At 72.8% G+C, this 16,913-nt stretch carries 12 protein-coding genes, 1 pseudogene and 1 riboswitch; of the genes and pseudogenes, 2 read left to right on the top strand and 11 right to left on the bottom strand.

Annotation, left to right across the window (positions count from 1 at the left end):
- Window positions 1-170: 170 nt before the first annotated feature.
- The 7 genes from ABD323_RS24495 to ABD323_RS24525 all read right to left on the bottom strand — a co-directional run bounded on the left by ABD323_RS24495 (window position 171) and on the right by ABD323_RS24525 (window position 8,329).
- Window positions 171-1,556, bottom strand: coding sequence for an NAD(P)/FAD-dependent oxidoreductase (locus ABD323_RS24495; protein WP_344444084.1), 1,386 nt, complete (start codon window positions 1,554-1,556; stop codon window positions 171-173).
- Window positions 1,557-1,995: 439 nt separating this feature from the next.
- A complete protein-coding gene (locus ABD323_RS24500) occupies window positions 1,996-2,937 on the bottom strand; it encodes a Ppx/GppA phosphatase family protein (protein ID WP_344444085.1) in 942 nt (313 codons plus the stop codon).
- Window positions 2,934-3,593 carry a DUF501 domain-containing protein gene (locus ABD323_RS24505; protein WP_344444087.1) on the bottom strand — a complete coding sequence of 220 codons (660 nt, stop codon included), beginning with the start codon at window positions 3,591-3,593 and terminating at the stop codon, window positions 2,934-2,936. Before ABD323_RS24505 ends, ABD323_RS24500 begins: the two co-directional genes overlap by 4 nt.
- 14 nt (window positions 3,594-3,607) lie before the next feature.
- A complete protein-coding gene (locus ABD323_RS24510) occupies window positions 3,608-4,057 on the bottom strand; it encodes an FtsB family cell division protein (RefSeq protein ID WP_344444088.1) in 450 nt (149 codons plus the stop codon).
- 203 nt (window positions 4,058-4,260) lie between these two features.
- Window positions 4,261-5,547, bottom strand: coding sequence for a phosphopyruvate hydratase (gene eno, locus ABD323_RS24515; protein ID WP_344444089.1), 1,287 nt, complete (start codon window positions 5,545-5,547; stop codon window positions 4,261-4,263).
- A 235-nt stretch (window positions 5,548-5,782) separates the two neighbouring features.
- The gene (locus ABD323_RS24520; protein ID WP_344444090.1) at window positions 5,783-6,667 is read right to left on the bottom strand and encodes a LysM peptidoglycan-binding domain-containing protein; all 885 of its coding nucleotides are present in this window, start codon (window positions 6,665-6,667) and stop codon (window positions 5,783-5,785) included.
- Between the two features lie 3 nt (window positions 6,668-6,670).
- A riboswitch (cyclic di-AMP (ydaO/yuaA leader) is annotated at window positions 6,671-6,835 on the bottom strand.
- Window positions 6,836-7,069: 234 nt separating this feature from the next.
- Window positions 7,070-8,329 (bottom strand): cytochrome P450 family protein, encoded by a 1,260-nt coding sequence (locus ABD323_RS24525; RefSeq protein WP_344444091.1) that lies wholly within the window; start codon window positions 8,327-8,329, stop codon window positions 7,070-7,072.
- Between the two features lie 146 nt (window positions 8,330-8,475).
- Here ABD323_RS24525 and ABD323_RS24530 point away from each other — a divergent pair, with 146 nt between their 5' ends.
- A complete protein-coding gene (locus ABD323_RS24530; protein WP_344444092.1) occupies window positions 8,476-8,901 on the top strand; it encodes an SDR family NAD(P)-dependent oxidoreductase in 426 nt (141 codons plus the stop codon).
- A gap of 53 nt (window positions 8,902-8,954) precedes the next feature.
- Here ABD323_RS24530 and ABD323_RS24535 read toward each other — a convergent pair whose 3' ends face one another.
- The 3 genes from ABD323_RS24535 to mfd form a co-directional block, all read right to left on the bottom strand.
- Window positions 8,955-9,953: a nucleoside triphosphate pyrophosphohydrolase gene (locus tag ABD323_RS24535; RefSeq protein ID WP_344444093.1), complete on the bottom strand. Its 999-nt coding sequence runs from the start codon at window positions 9,951-9,953 to the stop codon at window positions 8,955-8,957.
- A gap of 101 nt (window positions 9,954-10,054) precedes the next feature.
- Window positions 10,055-10,708: a SurA N-terminal domain-containing protein gene (locus tag ABD323_RS24540; RefSeq protein WP_344444094.1), complete on the bottom strand. Its 654-nt coding sequence runs from the start codon at window positions 10,706-10,708 to the stop codon at window positions 10,055-10,057.
- A gap of 233 nt (window positions 10,709-10,941) precedes the next feature.
- On the bottom strand, window positions 10,942-14,556 hold the full coding sequence (mfd, locus tag ABD323_RS24545) for a transcription-repair coupling factor (RefSeq protein ID WP_344444095.1): 3,615 nt from the start codon (window positions 14,554-14,556) through the stop codon (window positions 10,942-10,944).
- A gap of 608 nt (window positions 14,557-15,164) precedes the next feature.
- Between mfd and ABD323_RS24550 the strand changes: the two genes are divergently transcribed.
- Window positions 15,165-16,469: a nucleotide sugar dehydrogenase gene (locus ABD323_RS24550; protein WP_344444096.1), complete on the top strand. Its 1,305-nt coding sequence runs from the start codon at window positions 15,165-15,167 to the stop codon at window positions 16,467-16,469.
- On the opposite strand, the pseudogene ABD323_RS24555 reads toward ABD323_RS24550, so the two are convergent.
- Window positions 16,441-16,913: pseudogene (locus ABD323_RS24555) on the bottom strand (hypothetical protein); the annotation flags it as partial. The gene ABD323_RS24550 and the pseudogene ABD323_RS24555 sit on opposite strands and share 29 nt — an antisense overlap.

Consider the following 16,913-nt stretch of genomic DNA (forward strand, 5'->3'; position numbering starts at 1 on the left):
CCGGTGGATGGTCCACCGGGCCGGGGCCCGTCCTGCTGCCTGCTGGTACTGCGCTGTACTCCGCCCGGTCGCACGGCCGGCTGAGCACCACGGAGGTCGTGGTCCGGCGACGCTGCCGGGCGGAGGGCCTCCGACTCACACCCCGGCGCATCGGACGCCGGGGTCAGTCGTCACTTGCTGCTGGCGAGCGCCTTGTCCGCTTCGGGGGCGGGCGCGGGGGCGGGGACCACGGCCGGCTTGGGAGCCGGACCGGCGGCCTCCTGGAAGGCACCGAACGGCTTCTCCATCTCCGAGAGGCCGACCGTCTCGCGCTTGAGGAACATCGCGAGCGTCCAGTCGGTGAAGACCCGGACCTTGCGGTTCATGGTCGGCACCCGGCTGCCGTGGTACAGGCGGTGGAACCACCAGGCCGGACGGCCCTTCAGCTTGTACTTGCCGAAGAGGATCGCCACGCCCTTGTGCAGGCCCAGACCGGCGACCGCACCGAGGTTCTTGTGCTTGTACTCGGACTGCGGGAAGCCACGCATCCCGGAGATCACGTTGTCGCCGAGCACGATCGCCTGACGCACCGCGTGCTGCGCGTTCGGCGGGCACCAGGCGCCCTCGCCGACGGCGAGGTCCGGCACCTGGGCGTTGTCGCCGGCGGCCCAGACGTAGTCGAAGCCCTGGACCTGGAGGGTCGGCGCGGTGTCCACGTGGCCGCGCGGGCCCAGCGGCAGACCGAACTGGCTCAGCACCGGGTTGGGCTTGACGCCCGCCGTCCACACGATGGTGGAGGCGTCGGCCTCGACGCCGTTCTTCAGCACCACGTGCTGGTCGACGCAGGAGTCCATCGAGGTCTCGATGTAGATCTCGATGTTGCGCTCTTCGAGCTTCTCCTTGGTCCACAGACCGAGGTCGGGGCCCATCTCCGGCAGGATCCGGTTGGCCGCCTCGACCAGGATGAAGCGCATGTCGTCACGGCTGACGGTCTTGTAGATCTTCGCCGCGTCCCGGGCCATGTCCTCGACCTCGGCGATGGTCTCGACGCCGGCGAAGCCGCCGCCGATGACCACGAAGGTGAGGGCCTTGCGGCGGATCTCGGGATCCGCCGTCGACTCGGCCTTGTCCAGCTGCGCCATGACGTGGTTGCGGAGGCTGATCGCCTCTTCGACCGTCTTCATGCCGATGCCGTGCTCGGCCAGGCCGGGGATCGGGAAGGTGCGGGAGACCGAGCCGGTGGCGACCACGAGGTAGTCGAAGGGCAGCTCGTAGGAGTCGCCGGCCAGCGGCGCGATGGTGGCGACCTTGCGCGCGTGGTCCACCCCGGTCACGTGACCGGTGAGCACCTCCGCGTTCTTCAGGGCGCTGCGCAGCGGTGCGACGAGGTTGCGAGGCGCGACGTTGCCGCCGGCCGCCTCGGGAAGGAAGGGCAGGTACGTCATGTACGACCGCGGGTCGACGACCGTGACGGTCGCCTCCCCGTAGCGCATCTTCTTGAGGATGCGCATCGCGGCATACAGGCCGACGTAACCACCGCCGACAATGAGGATGCGAGGACGCTCCGTGGTGCTCATATCGGAAAGTATCCAGCACCCCTCGGAGCACCCTGCGTGAGGCCCGTCACAAGGGTCTGGACAGCCTCTGCTACACTACGCGGCCCCGGATCCGGGGTGCCGGGGTGCCGATCGCACCGCCCGTCCACCCGGGCGGACGTTTGGATTCCGCCTGCCCCCGTGAGCAGCAACGATCCGCCGGCCGGCCGGGTTCCCGGAGGCTGTTTCGAATCCATCGGCCGATCCGGAGCCCTGCCTGGGATCCAGCGACCCTGCCGCGCCACCGGCCTTAGGTCCCGCATTCCGGACGGACCGGACCGGCTGGTCGGCCGAAAGCGCGGAAAGCCATGTGAAGAAATTCACGAAGTTTCTCGCGCGACCCGCCCGACACGCCGTCGGACCGGCCTCCAGGAGGCCGGTCCGAGCGGGCGGGAGGGCGGGCGCGGGCCCGCGGGCGGCGTCAGGCCACCGCGCTCCAGGCGATGCCGTCCAGGATGTCGTGCTCGCTGACCACCAGCTCGCTCGCACCGGTCCGCTCCATGATCGAGAGCAGCACCAGCGCACCGGCCGCGATCACGTCCACCCGGCCCGGGTGGATCACCGCGATCGCCGCCCGCTCCGCGTGCGTCGAGCTCAGCAGCAGTCCGGTCACCTCGCGGACCCGCTCCACCGTGATCCGGCTGTGGTGGATCGCCTCGGAGTCGTACCGCTCCAGTCCCAGCGCGATGGCGGCCACCGTGGTGACGGTGCCGGCCAGGCCCACCAGCGAGGCGGCCTCGGTCAGCGGGACCACCTCGGCCGCCTGGTCCAGCGCCGCCCTGATGTCGGCCTTGGCCGCGGCGATCTGACCCAGCGTGGGGACCTCGGAGCCGGCGAAGTGCCGCTCCGTCAGGCGCACGCAGCCGATGTCCACCGACCGGGCCGCGCGCACGGCCTCCTCGCCCAGCACGAACTCGGTCGAACCGCCGCCCAGGTCGAAGACCAGGTAGGGGGCGGCCACCGTGCCGCCCGCCAGCTCCCTGGTGGCGCCGGTGAAGGAGAGTTGGGCCTCCTCGTCGCCGCTGACCACCTCGGGCTCCACGCCCAGGATCTCGCGCACGCCGCGGGTGAAGTCCGCGCTGTTCTCGGCGTCCCGCGAGGCGCTGGTGGCCACGAAGCGGATCCGCTCGGGGCCCACCCCGTGCTCGGCGATGACCGCCGCGTAGGTGCGGCAGGCCGCGAAGGTGCGCTCCAGCGCCTCGGGGGCCAGCCGCCCGGTGCGGTCCACGTCCTGCCCCAGCCGGACGATGGTCATCCGCCGGTCCAGGTCGGTGATCGCACCGGTGGCCGGGTCCAGCTCGGCGATCAGCAGGCGGATCGAGTTGGTGCCGCAGTCGACGGCGGCGACCTTGACGGCGCTCACTTCTGCTCCTCCTCGGCCTGGCGCTTGGCGGCCCGCTCGGCCGTCTTCTGCTGCTTGGCGGCGATCACGGCCTCGTGGTCCTGCGCTTCGCCCCGCTGCCGCGCCAGCGCCTCGACGCCGGCGTCGACGGCCTCCTCGCTCACGCACGGGCCCTTGCGCCACCACTCGGGCAGCATCGCGAGCGCCTCGTCGCCCAGCGGGTTGACGCCGGGGCCGGCGGCCAGCGAGTGGCCCACCAGCACGTGCAGGCACTTCACCCGGTCCGGCATCCCGCCGGCCGACGGGAAGCCCTCCAGCACCTCGATGGCGTCCCGGCGCGCGATGTAGTCCTCGTGCGCCTTGCGGTACGCGTCCGCCAGCTCCGGGTCCTCGGCGAGCCGGGCCGTCTGCTCCTTCATCACCCCGTCCGCCTCCAGGGTGCCGATCAGCGAGGCGGCCTTGGGGCAGGTCAGGTAGTAGAGGGTCGGGAAGGGGGTGCCGTCCGGCAGCCGCGGGACGGTCTCCACCACGTCGGGGTTGCCGCACGGGCAGCGGTGCGCGACCGCCCGGGTCCCGCGCGGGACGCGGCCGAGCTGGGCCGCGACGGCCGCCAGGTCGCGGTCGGCGACGGGCTCGGGGGTCGGCTGGTCGGCGGCGGGCTGGTTCTGAGTGCTCATCGGGTGCTGTCTTCTCAGGGAGCGGGGGCAGGGGCGGGGGTGGGGGCCGCGGCGGCGACCGCGTCCACCGAGTCCCAGACGGTGGAGTACCAGGACGAGGCCGCCTTGGCGGCGGACTGGCCGGACGGCCCGGCCGGGGGGTGGCCGGCGCCGGCCGAGGGGGTGGGGTCGACCGAGACGAACGGGGTCTCGCCGGGCAGCGCGTAGTGCAGCCGCTCGCGGGCCTGCGCCTTGACGTACTCCGGGTCCTGCCAGCGGGCCCGCTCGATGCGCAGCTGCTCGACCTGCCGGCGGGCCTGCTCGGCCTTGACCCGCTGGGTGTTGATCTCGGAGCGCTGGTTGATGAACTGCCGGGTCGGATAGGCGAGGATCGCCACCAGCGAGCAGAGCACCAGGACCAGCACGGTGGCCCGGCTGGTGAAGCGCGGCCGGGCCGCGAGGCCCGGGATCTTCCAGCCTGCCATCTCTGCGCTTCCCCTCCTGTCGGCCCGGCGGCCCGCGCCCGTCATCGGGCGCTCTCGCGCCGGTGCCCCGGCGTCCACCCTACGGGGTGGACGCCGGGGCACCGGTCAGGCGTGCGGCCGCGCTGGACCACTCCGTCGCGCGGCTGTGCCGGATCACTGCGCGGAGCGACCGTGCTGCCTACTCCGCCGAGCGACTGTGCTGTCTACTCCGCGGAGCGGAAGCGCGGGAACGCGGCGCGGCCGGCGTACTCGGCGGCGTCGTCGAGGATCTCCTCGATGCGCAGCAGCTGGTTGTACTTGGCGACGCGCTCGGAGCGGGCCGGGGCACCGGTCTTGATCTGGCCGCAGTTGGTGGCGACGGCCAGGTCGGCGATGGTGACGTCCTCGGTCTCGCCGGAGCGGTGCGACATCATGCAGCGGTAGCCGTTGCGCTGGGCCAGCTCGACGGCGTCCAGCGTCTCGGTCAGCGAGCCGATCTGGTTCACCTTCACCAGCAGCGCGTTGGCGGTGCCGGTCTCGATACCACGGGCCAGGCGGGCCGGGTTGGTCACGAACAGGTCGTCACCGACCAGCTGGACCTTGGCGCCGAGCTTGTCGGTCATGGCCTTCCAGCCGTCCCAGTCCGACTCGTCCAGCGGGTCCTCGATGGAGACCAGCGGGTAGCTGGCGACCAGGTCGGCGTAGTAGTCGATGAGCTCGGCGGCCGTCAGCGCCTTGCCCTCGAACTGGTAGGCGCCGTCCTTGTAGAACTCGGAGGCGGCCACGTCCAGGGCGAGCGCGACGTCCTTGCCGGGCACGTAGCCGGCCTTCTTGATGGCCTCGGTGATGAGGTCCAGCGCCTCGCGGTTGCTGTCCAGGTTCGGCGCGAAGCCGCCCTCGTCGCCCAGGCCGGTGGACAGCCCGCGCTCCTTCAGCACGCCCTTGAGGGTGTGGTAGACCTCGACGCCCCAGCGGACCGCCTCGGAGAACGACTCCGCGCCGATCGGCGCGATCATGAATTCCTGGATGTCGACGTTGGAGTCGGCGTGCGAACCACCGTTGAGGATGTTCATCATCGGGACCGGCAGCACGTGGGCGTTCGGGCCGCCCAGGTAGCGGAAGAGCGGCAGGTCGCTGGCCTCGGAGGCGGCGTGCGCGACGGCCAGCGAGACGCCCAGGATCGCGTTGGCGCCCAGCGAGGACTTGTCCGGGGTGGCGTCCAGGTCCAGCATGGCCTGGTCGATCAGGCGCTGCTCGGTCGCGTCGTAGCCGACCAGCTCCGGGCCGATCTGCTCGATGACGGCGAGGACGGCCTTCTCGACACCCTTGCCGAAGTAGCGGTTCTTGTCGCCGTCGCGCAGCTCGAGCGCCTCGAAGGCCCCGGTGGAGGCGCCGGACGGGACAGCGGCACGGCCGGTGCTGCCGTCGTCGAGGCCGACCTCGACCTCGACCGTGGGGTTGCCGCGGGAGTCGAGGATCTCGCGGGCTACGACGACATCAATGGACGGCACGAGGCATCTCCTATGCGGAAGCGGTCCTGGGGACAGCGGTCCTTGGGGACGTGGAACGGAGGCGTTACGACCAGCAGCCTAACCGCAAGCATCGGCCCGGCCACGCGGACCTACGCGCTGTCTCACCGTGTGGCCCGGCTACCTACCAGTAGTTCACCTGATTGCTCTGGCGGGGTCACCTGGGTCGGCCGCTCCCCGGGTGGGCCCGGCCGCGACCGGGCCCACCGAGCGGGCGTCAGCCCAGGTGGAGCACCTGGCCGGGCATGATCAGGTCCGGATCCCCGCCCACCGTCGACTCGTTGGACCGGTAGAGCGACTGCCAACCACCGGTCAGGTGCCGGGCCTGGGCGATGGTGGAGAGCGTGTCGCCGGGCTGCACGGTGTAGCCCTGGCCGGCGTCGCTCGCACCGGTGGCGGCCCGCGGCGCGGCCGGGGCCGACGGCGCCGAGGGGGCGGCGGCGGGCGCCGGGGACTGCGCGGGCGCGCCGGCGAACTGGGCGTACACGCTCTGGTGGCTGGTCCAGTACCAGCCACCGTCCGTCTGGTACCAGAAGACCTTGCCGTCGGCGTCCCAGCCGGCCTTCCCCGGGAAGTCCGGGGCGGACGCCTGCGGGGCGGCCTGCGACTGAGCCTGCGTCGGCTGCTGCGGAGCGGCCTGCGGCTTGGTCTGCGGCTTGGTCTGCGCCTGCGACGGCGTCGGGGTCTGCGCCTGCGCGGTGGTGTCGACCACGGCGGTGGCTCCGCCGCGGCCCAGCCCGGCCTTCACCGAGCAGACCGGCCAGGCGCCGGGACCCTGGTCGGCCAGCACCCGCTCGGCCACCGAGATCTGCTGGCCCTTGGTGGCCTGGTTGGCCTGCCCCGCGTACTGGGTGCCGCCGTACGCGGCCCAGGTCGAGGAGGTGAACTGCAGTCCGCCGTAGAAGCCGTTACCGGTGTTGATGCTCCAGTTGCCGGTGCTCTCGCAGTCCGCGACCCGGTCCCAGGTGGAGACCGGGGCGGCGTGCGCGCCGGTGGCGGTGAGCAGCGGCATCGCGAGCCCCGCGCCGGCCACGCCGGCCACGGCGATGACGCGCTCGGTCTGGGTGCGACGACGGTGACGGCCAGTGCCTGCAAACAGCATGAGTGTCCCTCTCCGCACGCCTGCGAGGTGAGCTGTCGGGTTCGGACCGGGAGGCTGGCCCGGCCGCCGGTGCGGAGTCGGATCCGCGGGCGGCTTCACCCCTAGCCGTGGGAGACGGCAGAAAATCCTGGGTCCCCCGCCCCTGCCCAGGGTCGGTCGGTGTCCCGACACGCGGCGGGCAGGACTCGGCGTACCGCGCACGGGGTTCGCAGCTGCGAACTCCAGGGAGGGTAGGCAGATAGCCACATCAATCACAAGCTCATATCGCGTACATCACACGAGAATTACGAACACCGGTCGATCGTCTACCAACTGGCCAGGTATGTCCCGTTTGATGAGCATTCACATCGCCGCCACCTGGGGTGATGCGACACGCCGTCAGCCCCCCATTCGTAGGACCCGTCAGCTGACGGTGGGTGACTCCGGGGTGAAGCTCACCGGGAGTTCCCGCAGGCCACGCATGATCAGTCCGCCCCGCCAGCGCAACTCCTCGGGCTCGGCCGCCAGCTGCAGATCGGGCAGCCGGGTCAGCAGGGTGGCGAGCGCGCGCTGGCCCTCCAGACGGGCCAGCGGGGCGCCGATGCAGTAGTGGATGCCGTGACCGAAACCGAGGTGCGGGTTGTCCTGGCGGGCCAGGTCCAGGGTGTTCTCCTCGGCGAACCGGTCCGGGTCGCGGTCGGCCGCGGCGAGCACCACCAGCACCGGGTCGCCGACCGGGATGTCCGCCGCGCCGATCCGCACCGGCGCGGTGGCGAACCGCCAGGTGGCCAGCTCCACCGGACCGTCGTACCGCAACAGTTCCTCGACCCCGGTGGCCAGCAGGCCCTGCTCGCCGCGGCCCAGCGACTCCTGCAGCAGCGTGCGCTGCCCGGGGTTGCGCAGCAGCGCGTACATGCCGTTGCCGATCAGGTTCACGGTGGTCTCGAAGCCGGCGAAGAGCAGGATGAAGGCCATCGCGGCGGCCTCGTTCTCGGTGAGGTGCTCGCCGTGGTCGCTGGCCCGGATCAGGCCGGAGATCAGGTCGTCGCCCAGGTCCGCCCGCTTGCGGTGGATCAGCTCCAACAGGTAGCCGCGCATCCGCTTGACCGCGCGCGCCACCCCGCCGCGCGGGCCGCCGCCGTGGCGGATCATCATGCCCGCCCAGTCCCGGAAGTCGTCCTGGTCCTCGGACGGCACGCCGAGCAGGTCGCAGATCGCGTAGATCGGCAGCGGGAAGGCGAACTCGTGGATCAGGTCGGCCGAGCCGCGGGCCGCGAAGGAGTCGATCAGGCGGTCGGTGAGCTGCTGCACGCGCGGTTCGAACTCGGCCACCCGGCGGGGCGTGAAGGCCTTGGAGACCAGGCGGCGCAGCCGGGTGTGGTCCGGCGGGTCGATGTTCAGCAGGTGCGTCATCAGGTCCGCCTGCCGCTCGCCGGGGATCCCGACCCGGCCGGTGCGGTGCGCCTGCCCGCTGTGGTGCAGCGGGTTCTTGGAGAGCCGGCCGTCGGCGAGCGCCTGGCGTGCGTCGGCGTACCGGGTCACCAACCAGGCCTCGACCCCGCTCGGCAGCGTGGTCCGGTGCACCGGCGCGTGCTCGCGCAGCCAGGCGTACGCGGGGTAGGGGTCGGCCGCGAAGTCCCAGGTGAACAGGGGCGGCATCGTCGTTTCGGGCTGGTCCGGCATGTCCCGACGGTATCCGGTCCCCGGGAGGGTGAGCCTGGTCACCTGGCGGGTAATCCCTGTTGCGGAGGGTCAGGGCACGCCTACGATCCTCCGATACGCCAGAGGCGGGCGCCGGTGCGGAGTCGCCCCCCAGGGAGGAGCAGGCCATGCGAGTAACCGGGTCAGTGGTGGTCATCGCGGTACTCAGCGGCGGCGACGGAGCCGGACCGGCCCATCGCTTCGCCGCGGCGGGCGCGGCGGGGCTGCTGGTGGCCGACCCGCGTCCCGGGTTCGCCGAGGACCTGGCGGCCGAGCTGGACCGCCCCGGCTGCCCGGTGATCGGGGTCAGCTCCGACATCCACCAGCCCAGCGACATCGCCGCGCTGGTGGACACCGCGGAGAAGCACCTCGGCCCGATCGACCTGTTCTGCGTGGCCGGGCCGGATGGCGAGCGGATCGTCGCGCTCGCCGAGCTGCCCGGCCACCTGCACCGGCTGGCCGAACTGCTCGACCCGCTCGGCGAGGCGATCGGCGAGGTGGTCCCGGCGCAGCGGCAGGTCCCGCGGGCCGCCCGGATCGACCTGGCCAGCTGACCGGACGGGCGGGCCGCCGGGCGGCCGTCCGCCCGGGACCGGCCCTTCGCCGATCAGTCGCTCGCCAGCCCCTCGGCGGTGCGCACCGCGCCCCGGTAGCCCCGGGCCGCCGCGCGCAGCGCCGCGTCCGGGTCCACCCCGGCGTCGTGCGCCCGCTGCACCACGGCCAGCAGCAGCGCGCCCAGCGTCTCGTCGGTCAGTTCCGCCGGCAGCGCGTACGGCGCGTCGGGCACGGCCGTGAAGCCGGCCCGGCGCACCCGGGAGACCAGCTTGGCCGCGTAGGCCAGCGCCGGCAGGCCGGCCGGCACGCCGTCCAGCACGGACTCCCGGTCCTGCTTCTCGGCCGCCTTGAGCGTCTCCCAGTTCGCCTCCACCTGCTCGGCGGTCTGCGCGTCGTGGTCGCCGAAGACGTGCGGGTGGCGGTACATCAGCTTCTCGACGATGTCGCCGGCCACCTCGTCGATGGTGAACGGGTCCTGCTCGTCCTCCTCGGCGATCCGGGAGTGGAAGAAGACCTGCAGCAGCACGTCACCGAGCTCCTCGCGCAGCGTCTGCCGGTCCCCCTCCTCGATCGCCTCGACCAGCTCGTAGGCCTCCTCCACCAGGTACTTCACCAGCGAGGCGTGGGTCTGCTCGGCGTCCCACGGGCAACCGCCCGGCGAACGCAGCCGGTCCATCACCGCGACCAGGTCGAGCAGCCGGGCCCCGGGCAGGTCGTAGGAGCCCGGCAGCAGCTCGATCTCCGGGACCGTGCCGGCCTCCTCCACCGCGATCCGGGCCAGCGCGTCGGTCAGGCCCGGGTCGCCGTCCGGGCTGCCGAGCCAGAGCAGCGGCGCCCGCTGGGCCAGCAACCGGGCCAGCCGGGGCGCGCTGGTGCGCTCGACCAGCTCGACGGTGACCCCCGCCCGGGCCAGCGCGGGCAGTTGCGGGTGCGCGGGGTCGGCGGCCAGCACCAGCGGGGCGGCGCGCAGGGCCTCCCAGGCCGACCAGCTGAGCAGGCCGGGGGCGACGCGGTGGGTGGTGGTCAGCAGGGTCAGCTTCGAGATGTCCACGGCACCGAACCTACCGTCCGCGCGCGGGGCTTCGAAGCCGGCGGCTCAGGGCGCCGGGCCCGGCCGGCCCGGGCGGAGCCGGGCCGGCGTGCGGGAGGTCCTCAGGCCGCCGCGCCGGACTGCGGCAGCCAGTCGGCCGACGGGGCGTCCAGCACGGCCTGCTCGGCGTCCCAGCTGCCGTACCGGGGGTTGACGCTGACCTTGAGCTCGGCCGACGCCTCGGCCAGCAGCTGATGGACCGTCTTGTTGCCCTCGGTGGTGCCGATCTGCTTGCCCGTCAGTGCGGCCAGCTTCTGCAGGCCGATCTGCTCGCGGTAGAAGCCGTCGATCTCCGCCACCGGCACGGCGTGCTTGAGCAGCAGCATCTGCTCGAGCGCCGGCTCGCCGCCCCAGACCTGCGCCTGCTCCGCGCGGACCTGGGCGATCTCGGTCTGCGAGACGGACAGGCCGTTGGACTCCAGCGCGTGCTCGACCACGGCGTTGAACACCATCCCGGAGACGGTCGCCCCCACCAGCCCGCTCTGCTCCTGGTACTGGCCGCTCGGCAGCGCGGCGGCCTGGCTGCGGAACTCCGCCACCCGGGCCTGGACCGCCGCGACGGTGATCCGCTGGTCGCCGACCAACGCCGCGGCGCCGGGGCGTGGCTGGCCCCCGCAGGCGCTGAGCACCACCACCGCCAGCAGCGCGCCGAGCGCGGGCGCGCTGCGGCGGACGGTGCGGCGGGCGGTACGAGGGACGGAGCTGCTGCGGATCACGCGGGGCCTCCCGGGCACGGAACGGGGCTGCGGGGACAACGGTGTTTCTGACTCCTGACGGGACACGAGAATAGGGAGCAGAGCTGCCCGTTGCCCAGACGTTGCACCATTCGGGTCACCCGGATGACCGATCCCGGCCGCTCGGACGCCGCGCTGCGCCATCGGCCCGGCGGCGGACGACGCACCCCGCGCCACCCGCCGCCACCGCCGCCCGCGCCGGCCATCCGCCGCGGCTACTTCTTCGCGGCCGCCAGCTCCTCGAACATCGTGCCGAGGAACGTCGAGCACCAGGCCAGCAGCTCCCGTCCGACCACCGGCTTGCCGCCGATCCGGGCCGTGCTCGGCCGCGGCACCAGCACCTGCCCGGTGCTGGCCTTGACCTGGCTGCGCGGGTAGAGCCGGTTGAGCCGCAGCTGCTGGGACTCGCGCAGGTCCACCGGCCCGAACCGGACGTTGGTCCCCTGCAGGGTGATGTCCCCGACGCCGCAGCGGCGGGCGAACAGCCGCAGCTCGGCGACGAGCAGCAGGTTCTCCACCGGCTCCGGCAGCTTGCCGTAGCGGTCGGTGAGCTCGGCCCGCACCTGCTCGATGTCGTCCGGGGAGTTGACCGCCGCGATCGAGCGGTACGCCTGCAGCCGCAGCCGCTCGCCGGGGGCGTAGTCGTGCGGCACGTGGGCGTCCACCGGCAGCTCGATCTTCACCTCCAGCGGCTCCTCCTCGGCCTCGGCGCCACCGCCCGCCAGCGAGCCGCGGAACTCGGCCACCGCCTCGCCGACCATCCGCATGTAGAGGTCGAAGCCGACCCCGGCGATGTGCCCGGACTGCTCGCCGCCGAGCAGGTTGCCCGCTCCGCGGATCTCCAGGTCCTTCATCGCCACGTACATGCCCGCGCCCATCTCGGTGTGCTGGGCGATGGTGGCCAGCCGCTCGTGCGCGGTCTCGGTGAGCGGCTTCTCCGGCGGGTAGAGCATGTAGGCGTAGCCGCGCTCGCGGCCACGCCCCACCCGGCCGCGCAGCTGGTGCAGCTGGGAGAGGCCGAAGGTGTCGCCGCGCTCGACGATCAGCGTGTTGGCGTTGGAGATGTCGATGCCCGACTCGACGATCGTGGTGGAGACCAGCACGTCGAACTCCTTCTCCCAGAAGTCGACCACCACCTTCTCCAGCAGGTTCTCGCCCATCTGCCCGTGCGCGGTGGCGACCCGCGCCTCGGGCACCAGGTCCTTCAGCCGGGCGGCCGCCTTGTCGATCGACTCGACCCGGTTGTGGATGTAGAAGACCTGTCCCTCGCGCAGGAGTTCGCGCCGGATCGCGGCCGAGATCTGCTTCTCGTCGTAGGGGCCCACGAAGGTCAGCACCGGGTGCCGCTCCTCGGGCGGGGTGGTGATGGTGGACATCTCGCGGATGCCGGTGACCGCCATCTCCAGGGTGCGCGGGATCGGGGTGGCGGACATCGTCAGCACGTCGACGTTGGCCCGCAGCTTCTTCAGCTGCTCCTTGTGCTCGACGCCGAAGCGCTGCTCCTCGTCGACGATCACCAGCCCGAGGTCCTTGAACCTGGTCTCGGAGGAGAAGAGCCGGTGGGTGCCGATCACCACGTCGACCGAGCCCTCCCGCAGGCCCTCCAGCACCGCCTTGGCCTCGGTGTCGCTCTGGAAGCGGCTCAGCGCCTTGACCACCACGGGGAAGTTGGCGTACCGCTCGGCGAAGGTGGAGAAGTGCTGCTGCACCAGCAGCGTGGTCGGCACCAGCACGGCCACCTGCTTGCCGTCCTGGACGGCCTTGAAGGCGGCCCGCACCGCGATCTCGGTCTTCCCGTAGCCGACGTCGCCGCAGATCAGCCGGTCCATCGGGACCGACTTCTCCATGTCCGCCTTCACCTCGGCGATGGTGGTCAGCTGGTCGGGCGTCTCCGCGTACGGGAAGGCGTCCTCCAGCTCGCGCTGCCAGGGGGTGTCCGGGCCGAAGGTGTGGCCGGGGGCGGCCATCCGGGCCGAGTAGAGCTTGATCAGGTCGGCGGCGATCTCCTTGACCGCCTTCTTGGCCTTCTGCTTGGTCTTGGCCCAGTCCGCGCCGCCGAGCCGGTGCAGCGTCGGGGCCTCGCCGCCGACGTACTTGGTCACCTGGTCGAGCTGGTCGGTCGGCACGAAGAGCCGGTCGCCGGGGTGCCCGCGCTTGGCCGGCGCGTACTCCAGCACCAGGTACTCGCGGGTGGCGCCCTGCACGGTGCGCTGCACCATCTCGACGTACCGGCCCACCCCGTGCGCCTCGTGCACCACGTAGTCGCCGGCCACCAGGGCCAGCGGGTCGATGGCGTTGCGGCGCCGCGAGGGCATCCGGCGCATGTCCTTGGTGGAGGACTTCTGGCCCGACAGGTCGGTCTCGGTGATGACGGTGAGCTTGAGCGCCTCGTCGACGAAGCCGTGCTCGATCGAGCCGCAGGAGACGTAGACCACGTCGCGGGTCGGCGCCTGGGTCAGGTCGGCGACCAGCCGGGCCGCGATGCCCTCGTTGCCGAGCACCTCGGCCAGTCGGGAGGCCGGGCCCTGGCCCTCCGTCACCATGACGACCCGCCAGTCGGCGGCCAGCCGCTCCTTGGCGTCGGCGATCGCCCGGGCGGTGTCGCCGCGGTAGGCCTCCACCGCGTGCATGCCCAGCGAGAGGGTGTTGGAGTCGAACTCCAGGATGGCGCTGACCTCGGAGTCGCTGGTGGCGAACGGGCTGACCGACCACCAGGGCAGCCCGATCTCCTGCGCGTGCTCGCGCACGTCCGCCAGCGACCAGAGCGAGGCGGCCGAGACGTCGATCGCCTCCAGGTCGATCGGCCGGTCCCCGCCGGAGGCCGCGGCCACCCAGGAGGCGTGCAGGAACTCCTGACTGGTCGCCACCAGGTCGGCGGCCCGGGTGCGGACCCGCTCCGGGTCGCAGACCACCGTCACGCTGCCGGCCGGCAGCACGTCGAGCAGCAGCTCCATCGAGTCCACCAGCACCGGCGCCAGCGACTCCATGCCCTCGACCGCGATGCCCTGGGCGATCTTGTCCAGGATCTCGGCCAGCTCCGGGTGCGCCTGCGCCAGCTCGCCGGCCCGCGCCCGCACCTCGTCGGTCAGCAGCAGTTCGCGACAGGGCGGCGCCCACAGGCCGTGCTCGGCGATCTCCAGCGAGCGCTGGTCGGCGATCTTGAAGTAGCGGATCTCCTCGATCTCGTCGCCCCAGAACTCCACCCGCAGCGGGTGCTCCTCGGTCGGCGGGAAGACGTCCAGGATGCCGCCGCGCACCGCGAACTCGCCGCGCTTCTCGACCAGTTCCACCCGCGCGTAGGCGGCCGCCGCGAGCCGGCGGGCGATCGTGTCCAGGTCGTGCGACTCGGTGCGGCGCAGCGCCACCGGCTCCAGCTCGGCCAGCCCCTTCACCTGCGGCTGGAGCACCGAACGGACCGGCGCCACCACCACCTGCACCGGACCGGCCGACGGGTCGTCGGCCCTGGGGTGGACGATCCGGCGCAGCACGGCCAGCCGGCGCCCCACCGTGTCGGAGCGCGGCGAGAGCCGCTCGTGCGGCAGGGTCTCCCAGGCGGGGAACTCGGCCACCGCGTCCGGCGGCAGCAGCGAGCGCAGGCTGGCGGCCAGGTCCTCGGCCTCCCGCCCGGTGGCGGTGACGGCGAGGACCGGACGGCCCCGCTCCCCCGCCCCGGCGGCCATCGAGCGGGCCAGCGCGGCGACCACGAACGGGCGGGCCGCGGGCGGGCCGACCAGGTCCAGGTGCTGGCGTTGGCCACTGGCCGCCGCCTCGATCGCCTCGGCGAGGGCGGTGTCGCGGACAACGACATCGAGCAAACCGGTCAGGCTCATGGAGTCTTCTTCGTCCCGTTGCTTCCAGGCGGAGCCCCCCGGCACCGGTGGACGTTCTGCGGCCGGGCAGCTTGATGGGCCCGGCACGCGGTGCGCAGGGGCCGGGTCAGGGTCCCAGGGTACGCCGGGCGGCCCGGGCGGACGCGGCCAGCCACGGCCTCGGGCCGCGTCGCGGCGCGCGTCGCCCCCGCGGCCCGAGTGCCCCCGCCGATCATGCCCATGACCTGCGGGTCGGACGGGAAGCTCGATTGTCAAGAAGTGGACACACTCCTGTCACTGCCCGTCCATGGACGGCGCGCACCATGGATCACGTGCCCGCCCGTTCCAACCGTGGGGGATGGACCTGGTGGGCCGCACGCACTCCGATGGGGGTCGGGGTGTGAGGCCGGGCGACCCTGGGTGGGGGCGCCCGCCCGAGCGTCGGGAGTCGTGGCGCCCTTCTCTGGAGGGCGCCACGGGTCCTGACCGACCGCCGGATCCCGGCCCACCCGGTTCGGGTGATCCTTGCCGCCTCCTGCGCCGAAACACCTCCGGCCGCCCTGCCCGCTCCCTACCCTGGTGAAGACGGTGTGCGGATGCCGTCGCAGCGATGGAGGGGGTACCTCGTCATGCGCGTCGTCATCGCGGGTCAGGGCTACGTCGGACTGCCGCTCGCGGTCCGCGCGGCCGAGGTCGGGTACCAGGTGGTCGGCTACGACGTGGACCCACGCCGGGTGGAGCGCCTGGCCCGCGGCGAGTCGTACGTGGAGGACATCCCCGCCGAGCGGCTCGCCCCGCTGCTGGCCGCCGGCGCCTACCGGCCCACCACCGACCCGGCGGCGGTGGCCGGCTTCGACATCGCGGTGATCACCGTGCCGACCCCGCTGCGCGACGGGGTGCCCGACCTCTCCTACATCGAGGCCTCGGCGACGCTGCTGGGCGAGCACCTGCGCCCGGGCGCCACCGTGGTGCTGGAGTCCACCACCTACCCGGGCACCACCGAGGAACTGCTCGCGCCACTGCTGGAGAAGGGGTCGGGTCTGAGCGCCGGGCGCGACTTCCATCTCGGCTACAGCCCCGAGCGGATCGACCCGGGCAATCCGCAGTGGCACCTGGAGAACACCCCCAAGGTGGTCTCCGGCCTGGATGCCGCCTCGCTGCGCGCGGTGGACGGCTTCTACCGCCGACTGGTGGAGCGCACCGTGCCGGTCTCCTCCTGCAAGGAGGCCGAGCTGACCAAACTGCTGGAGAACACCTTCCGGCACGTCAACATCGCGCTGGTCAACGAGTTGGCGATGTTCGCGCACGACCTGGGGATCGACGTCTGGGAGGCGATCGACGCCGCCTCCACCAAGCCGTTCGGCTACCTGCGCTTCACCCCGGGCCCGGGGGTGGGCGGGCACTGCCTGCCGATCGACCCCTCGTACCTGTCCTGGCGGGTGGAGCGGGCGCTGGGCCAGTCCTTCCGCTTCGTCGAGCTCGCCAACGACGTCAACAGCCACATGCCCGACTACGTGGTGCGGCGGCTGGCGGAGGCGCTCAACGAACGGCGCCAGCCGGTGAAGGGCTCACGGGTGCTGCTGCTGGGCCTGGCGTACAAGAAGAACACCGGCGACGCCCGGGAGACCCCGGCGGCCCGGATCGCCGAGCTGCTCGGCCGGATGGGCGCCGAGGTGCGCGCCGCCGACCCGCACGTGGTGACCGGCGTGCACGTGGACGGCCCCGGCGTGCCCGGGCCGCGCGGCTCCGCCGAGAACGCCCCCTTCGCGGGGGTGGTGCGGGTGGAGGCCACGGTCGAGGAGCTGGCCGCGGCGGACGCGGTGGTGCTGCTGGCCGACCACGACGAGTTCGACTACCCGGCGGTCACCGAACACGCCCGCTACGTCCTCGACTGCCGCCGCCGGCTCAGCGGGGCGACCGTCGAGGTGCTGTAGCGCGTCCGGTCCCGGTCGCTGCCGGGTTCAGGTCCGGCGGCGGCCCACCGTGTTGGGCAGCGAGTCCAGCTGGACCTCGTCGTCGATGATCACGATCTTGGGGATGATCGCGGTCTGCGCCGCCGGGTCGGTGGCGGGCGCGGCCGGCGGCGCGTCCTTGGAGGCCCCGGGCGGCGGGCTGACCGGGCGCGGGGGCGGGCGAGAAGGCCCCGCCGACCGGAGCGGCGTCGGCCAGCAGGCGCAGGTCGGCGTCGGGACGGCGCTTCGCCTCGGTCGCGCCCGGGGAGGGCTTGCCGGACGGGAGCGGAGGCAGCGTCAGGGGCTGGAAGACGTACCGGCCGTCGTTCGGGGTCTCCAGTCCGGGCAGGTCGGTGCGCTCCACCGAGGTCATCGCGAACGCGGCGGCGGTGCCGGTGGGCAGCACCACCAGCGCGGCGCTCGGTC

The sequence above is a fragment of the Kitasatospora nipponensis genome, assembly GCF_039528135.1.
Classification (GTDB): domain Bacteria; phylum Actinomycetota; class Actinomycetes; order Streptomycetales; family Streptomycetaceae; genus Kitasatospora; species Kitasatospora nipponensis.

What these genes read in the sequence shown, in the direction of transcription:
- ABD323_RS24495 (WP_344444084.1), bottom strand. Translation starts at nt 1,556, where the DNA reads ATGAGCACCACGGAGCGTCCTCGCATCCTCATTGTCGGCGGTGGTTAC.
- ABD323_RS24505 (WP_344444087.1), bottom strand. Translation starts at nt 3,593, where the DNA reads ATGAGCACTCAGAACCAGCCCGCCGCCGACCAGCCGACCCCCGAGCCC.
- ABD323_RS24510 (WP_344444088.1), bottom strand. Translation starts at nt 4,057, where the DNA reads ATGGCAGGCTGGAAGATCCCGGGCCTCGCGGCCCGGCCGCGCTTCACC.
- ABD323_RS24520 (WP_344444090.1), bottom strand. Translation starts at nt 6,667, where the DNA reads ATGCTGTTTGCAGGCACTGGCCGTCACCGTCGTCGCACCCAGACCGAG.
- ABD323_RS24525 (WP_344444091.1), bottom strand. Translation starts at nt 8,329, where the DNA reads ATGCCGGACCAGCCCGAAACGACGATGCCGCCCCTGTTCACCTGGGAC.
- ABD323_RS24530 (WP_344444092.1), top strand. Translation starts at nt 8,476, where the DNA reads ATGCGAGTAACCGGGTCAGTGGTGGTCATCGCGGTACTCAGCGGCGGC.
- mfd (WP_344444095.1), bottom strand. Translation starts at nt 14,556, where the DNA reads ATGAGCCTGACCGGTTTGCTCGATGTCGTTGTCCGCGACACCGCCCTC.
- ABD323_RS24550 (WP_344444096.1), top strand. Translation starts at nt 15,165, where the DNA reads ATGCGCGTCGTCATCGCGGGTCAGGGCTACGTCGGACTGCCGCTCGCG.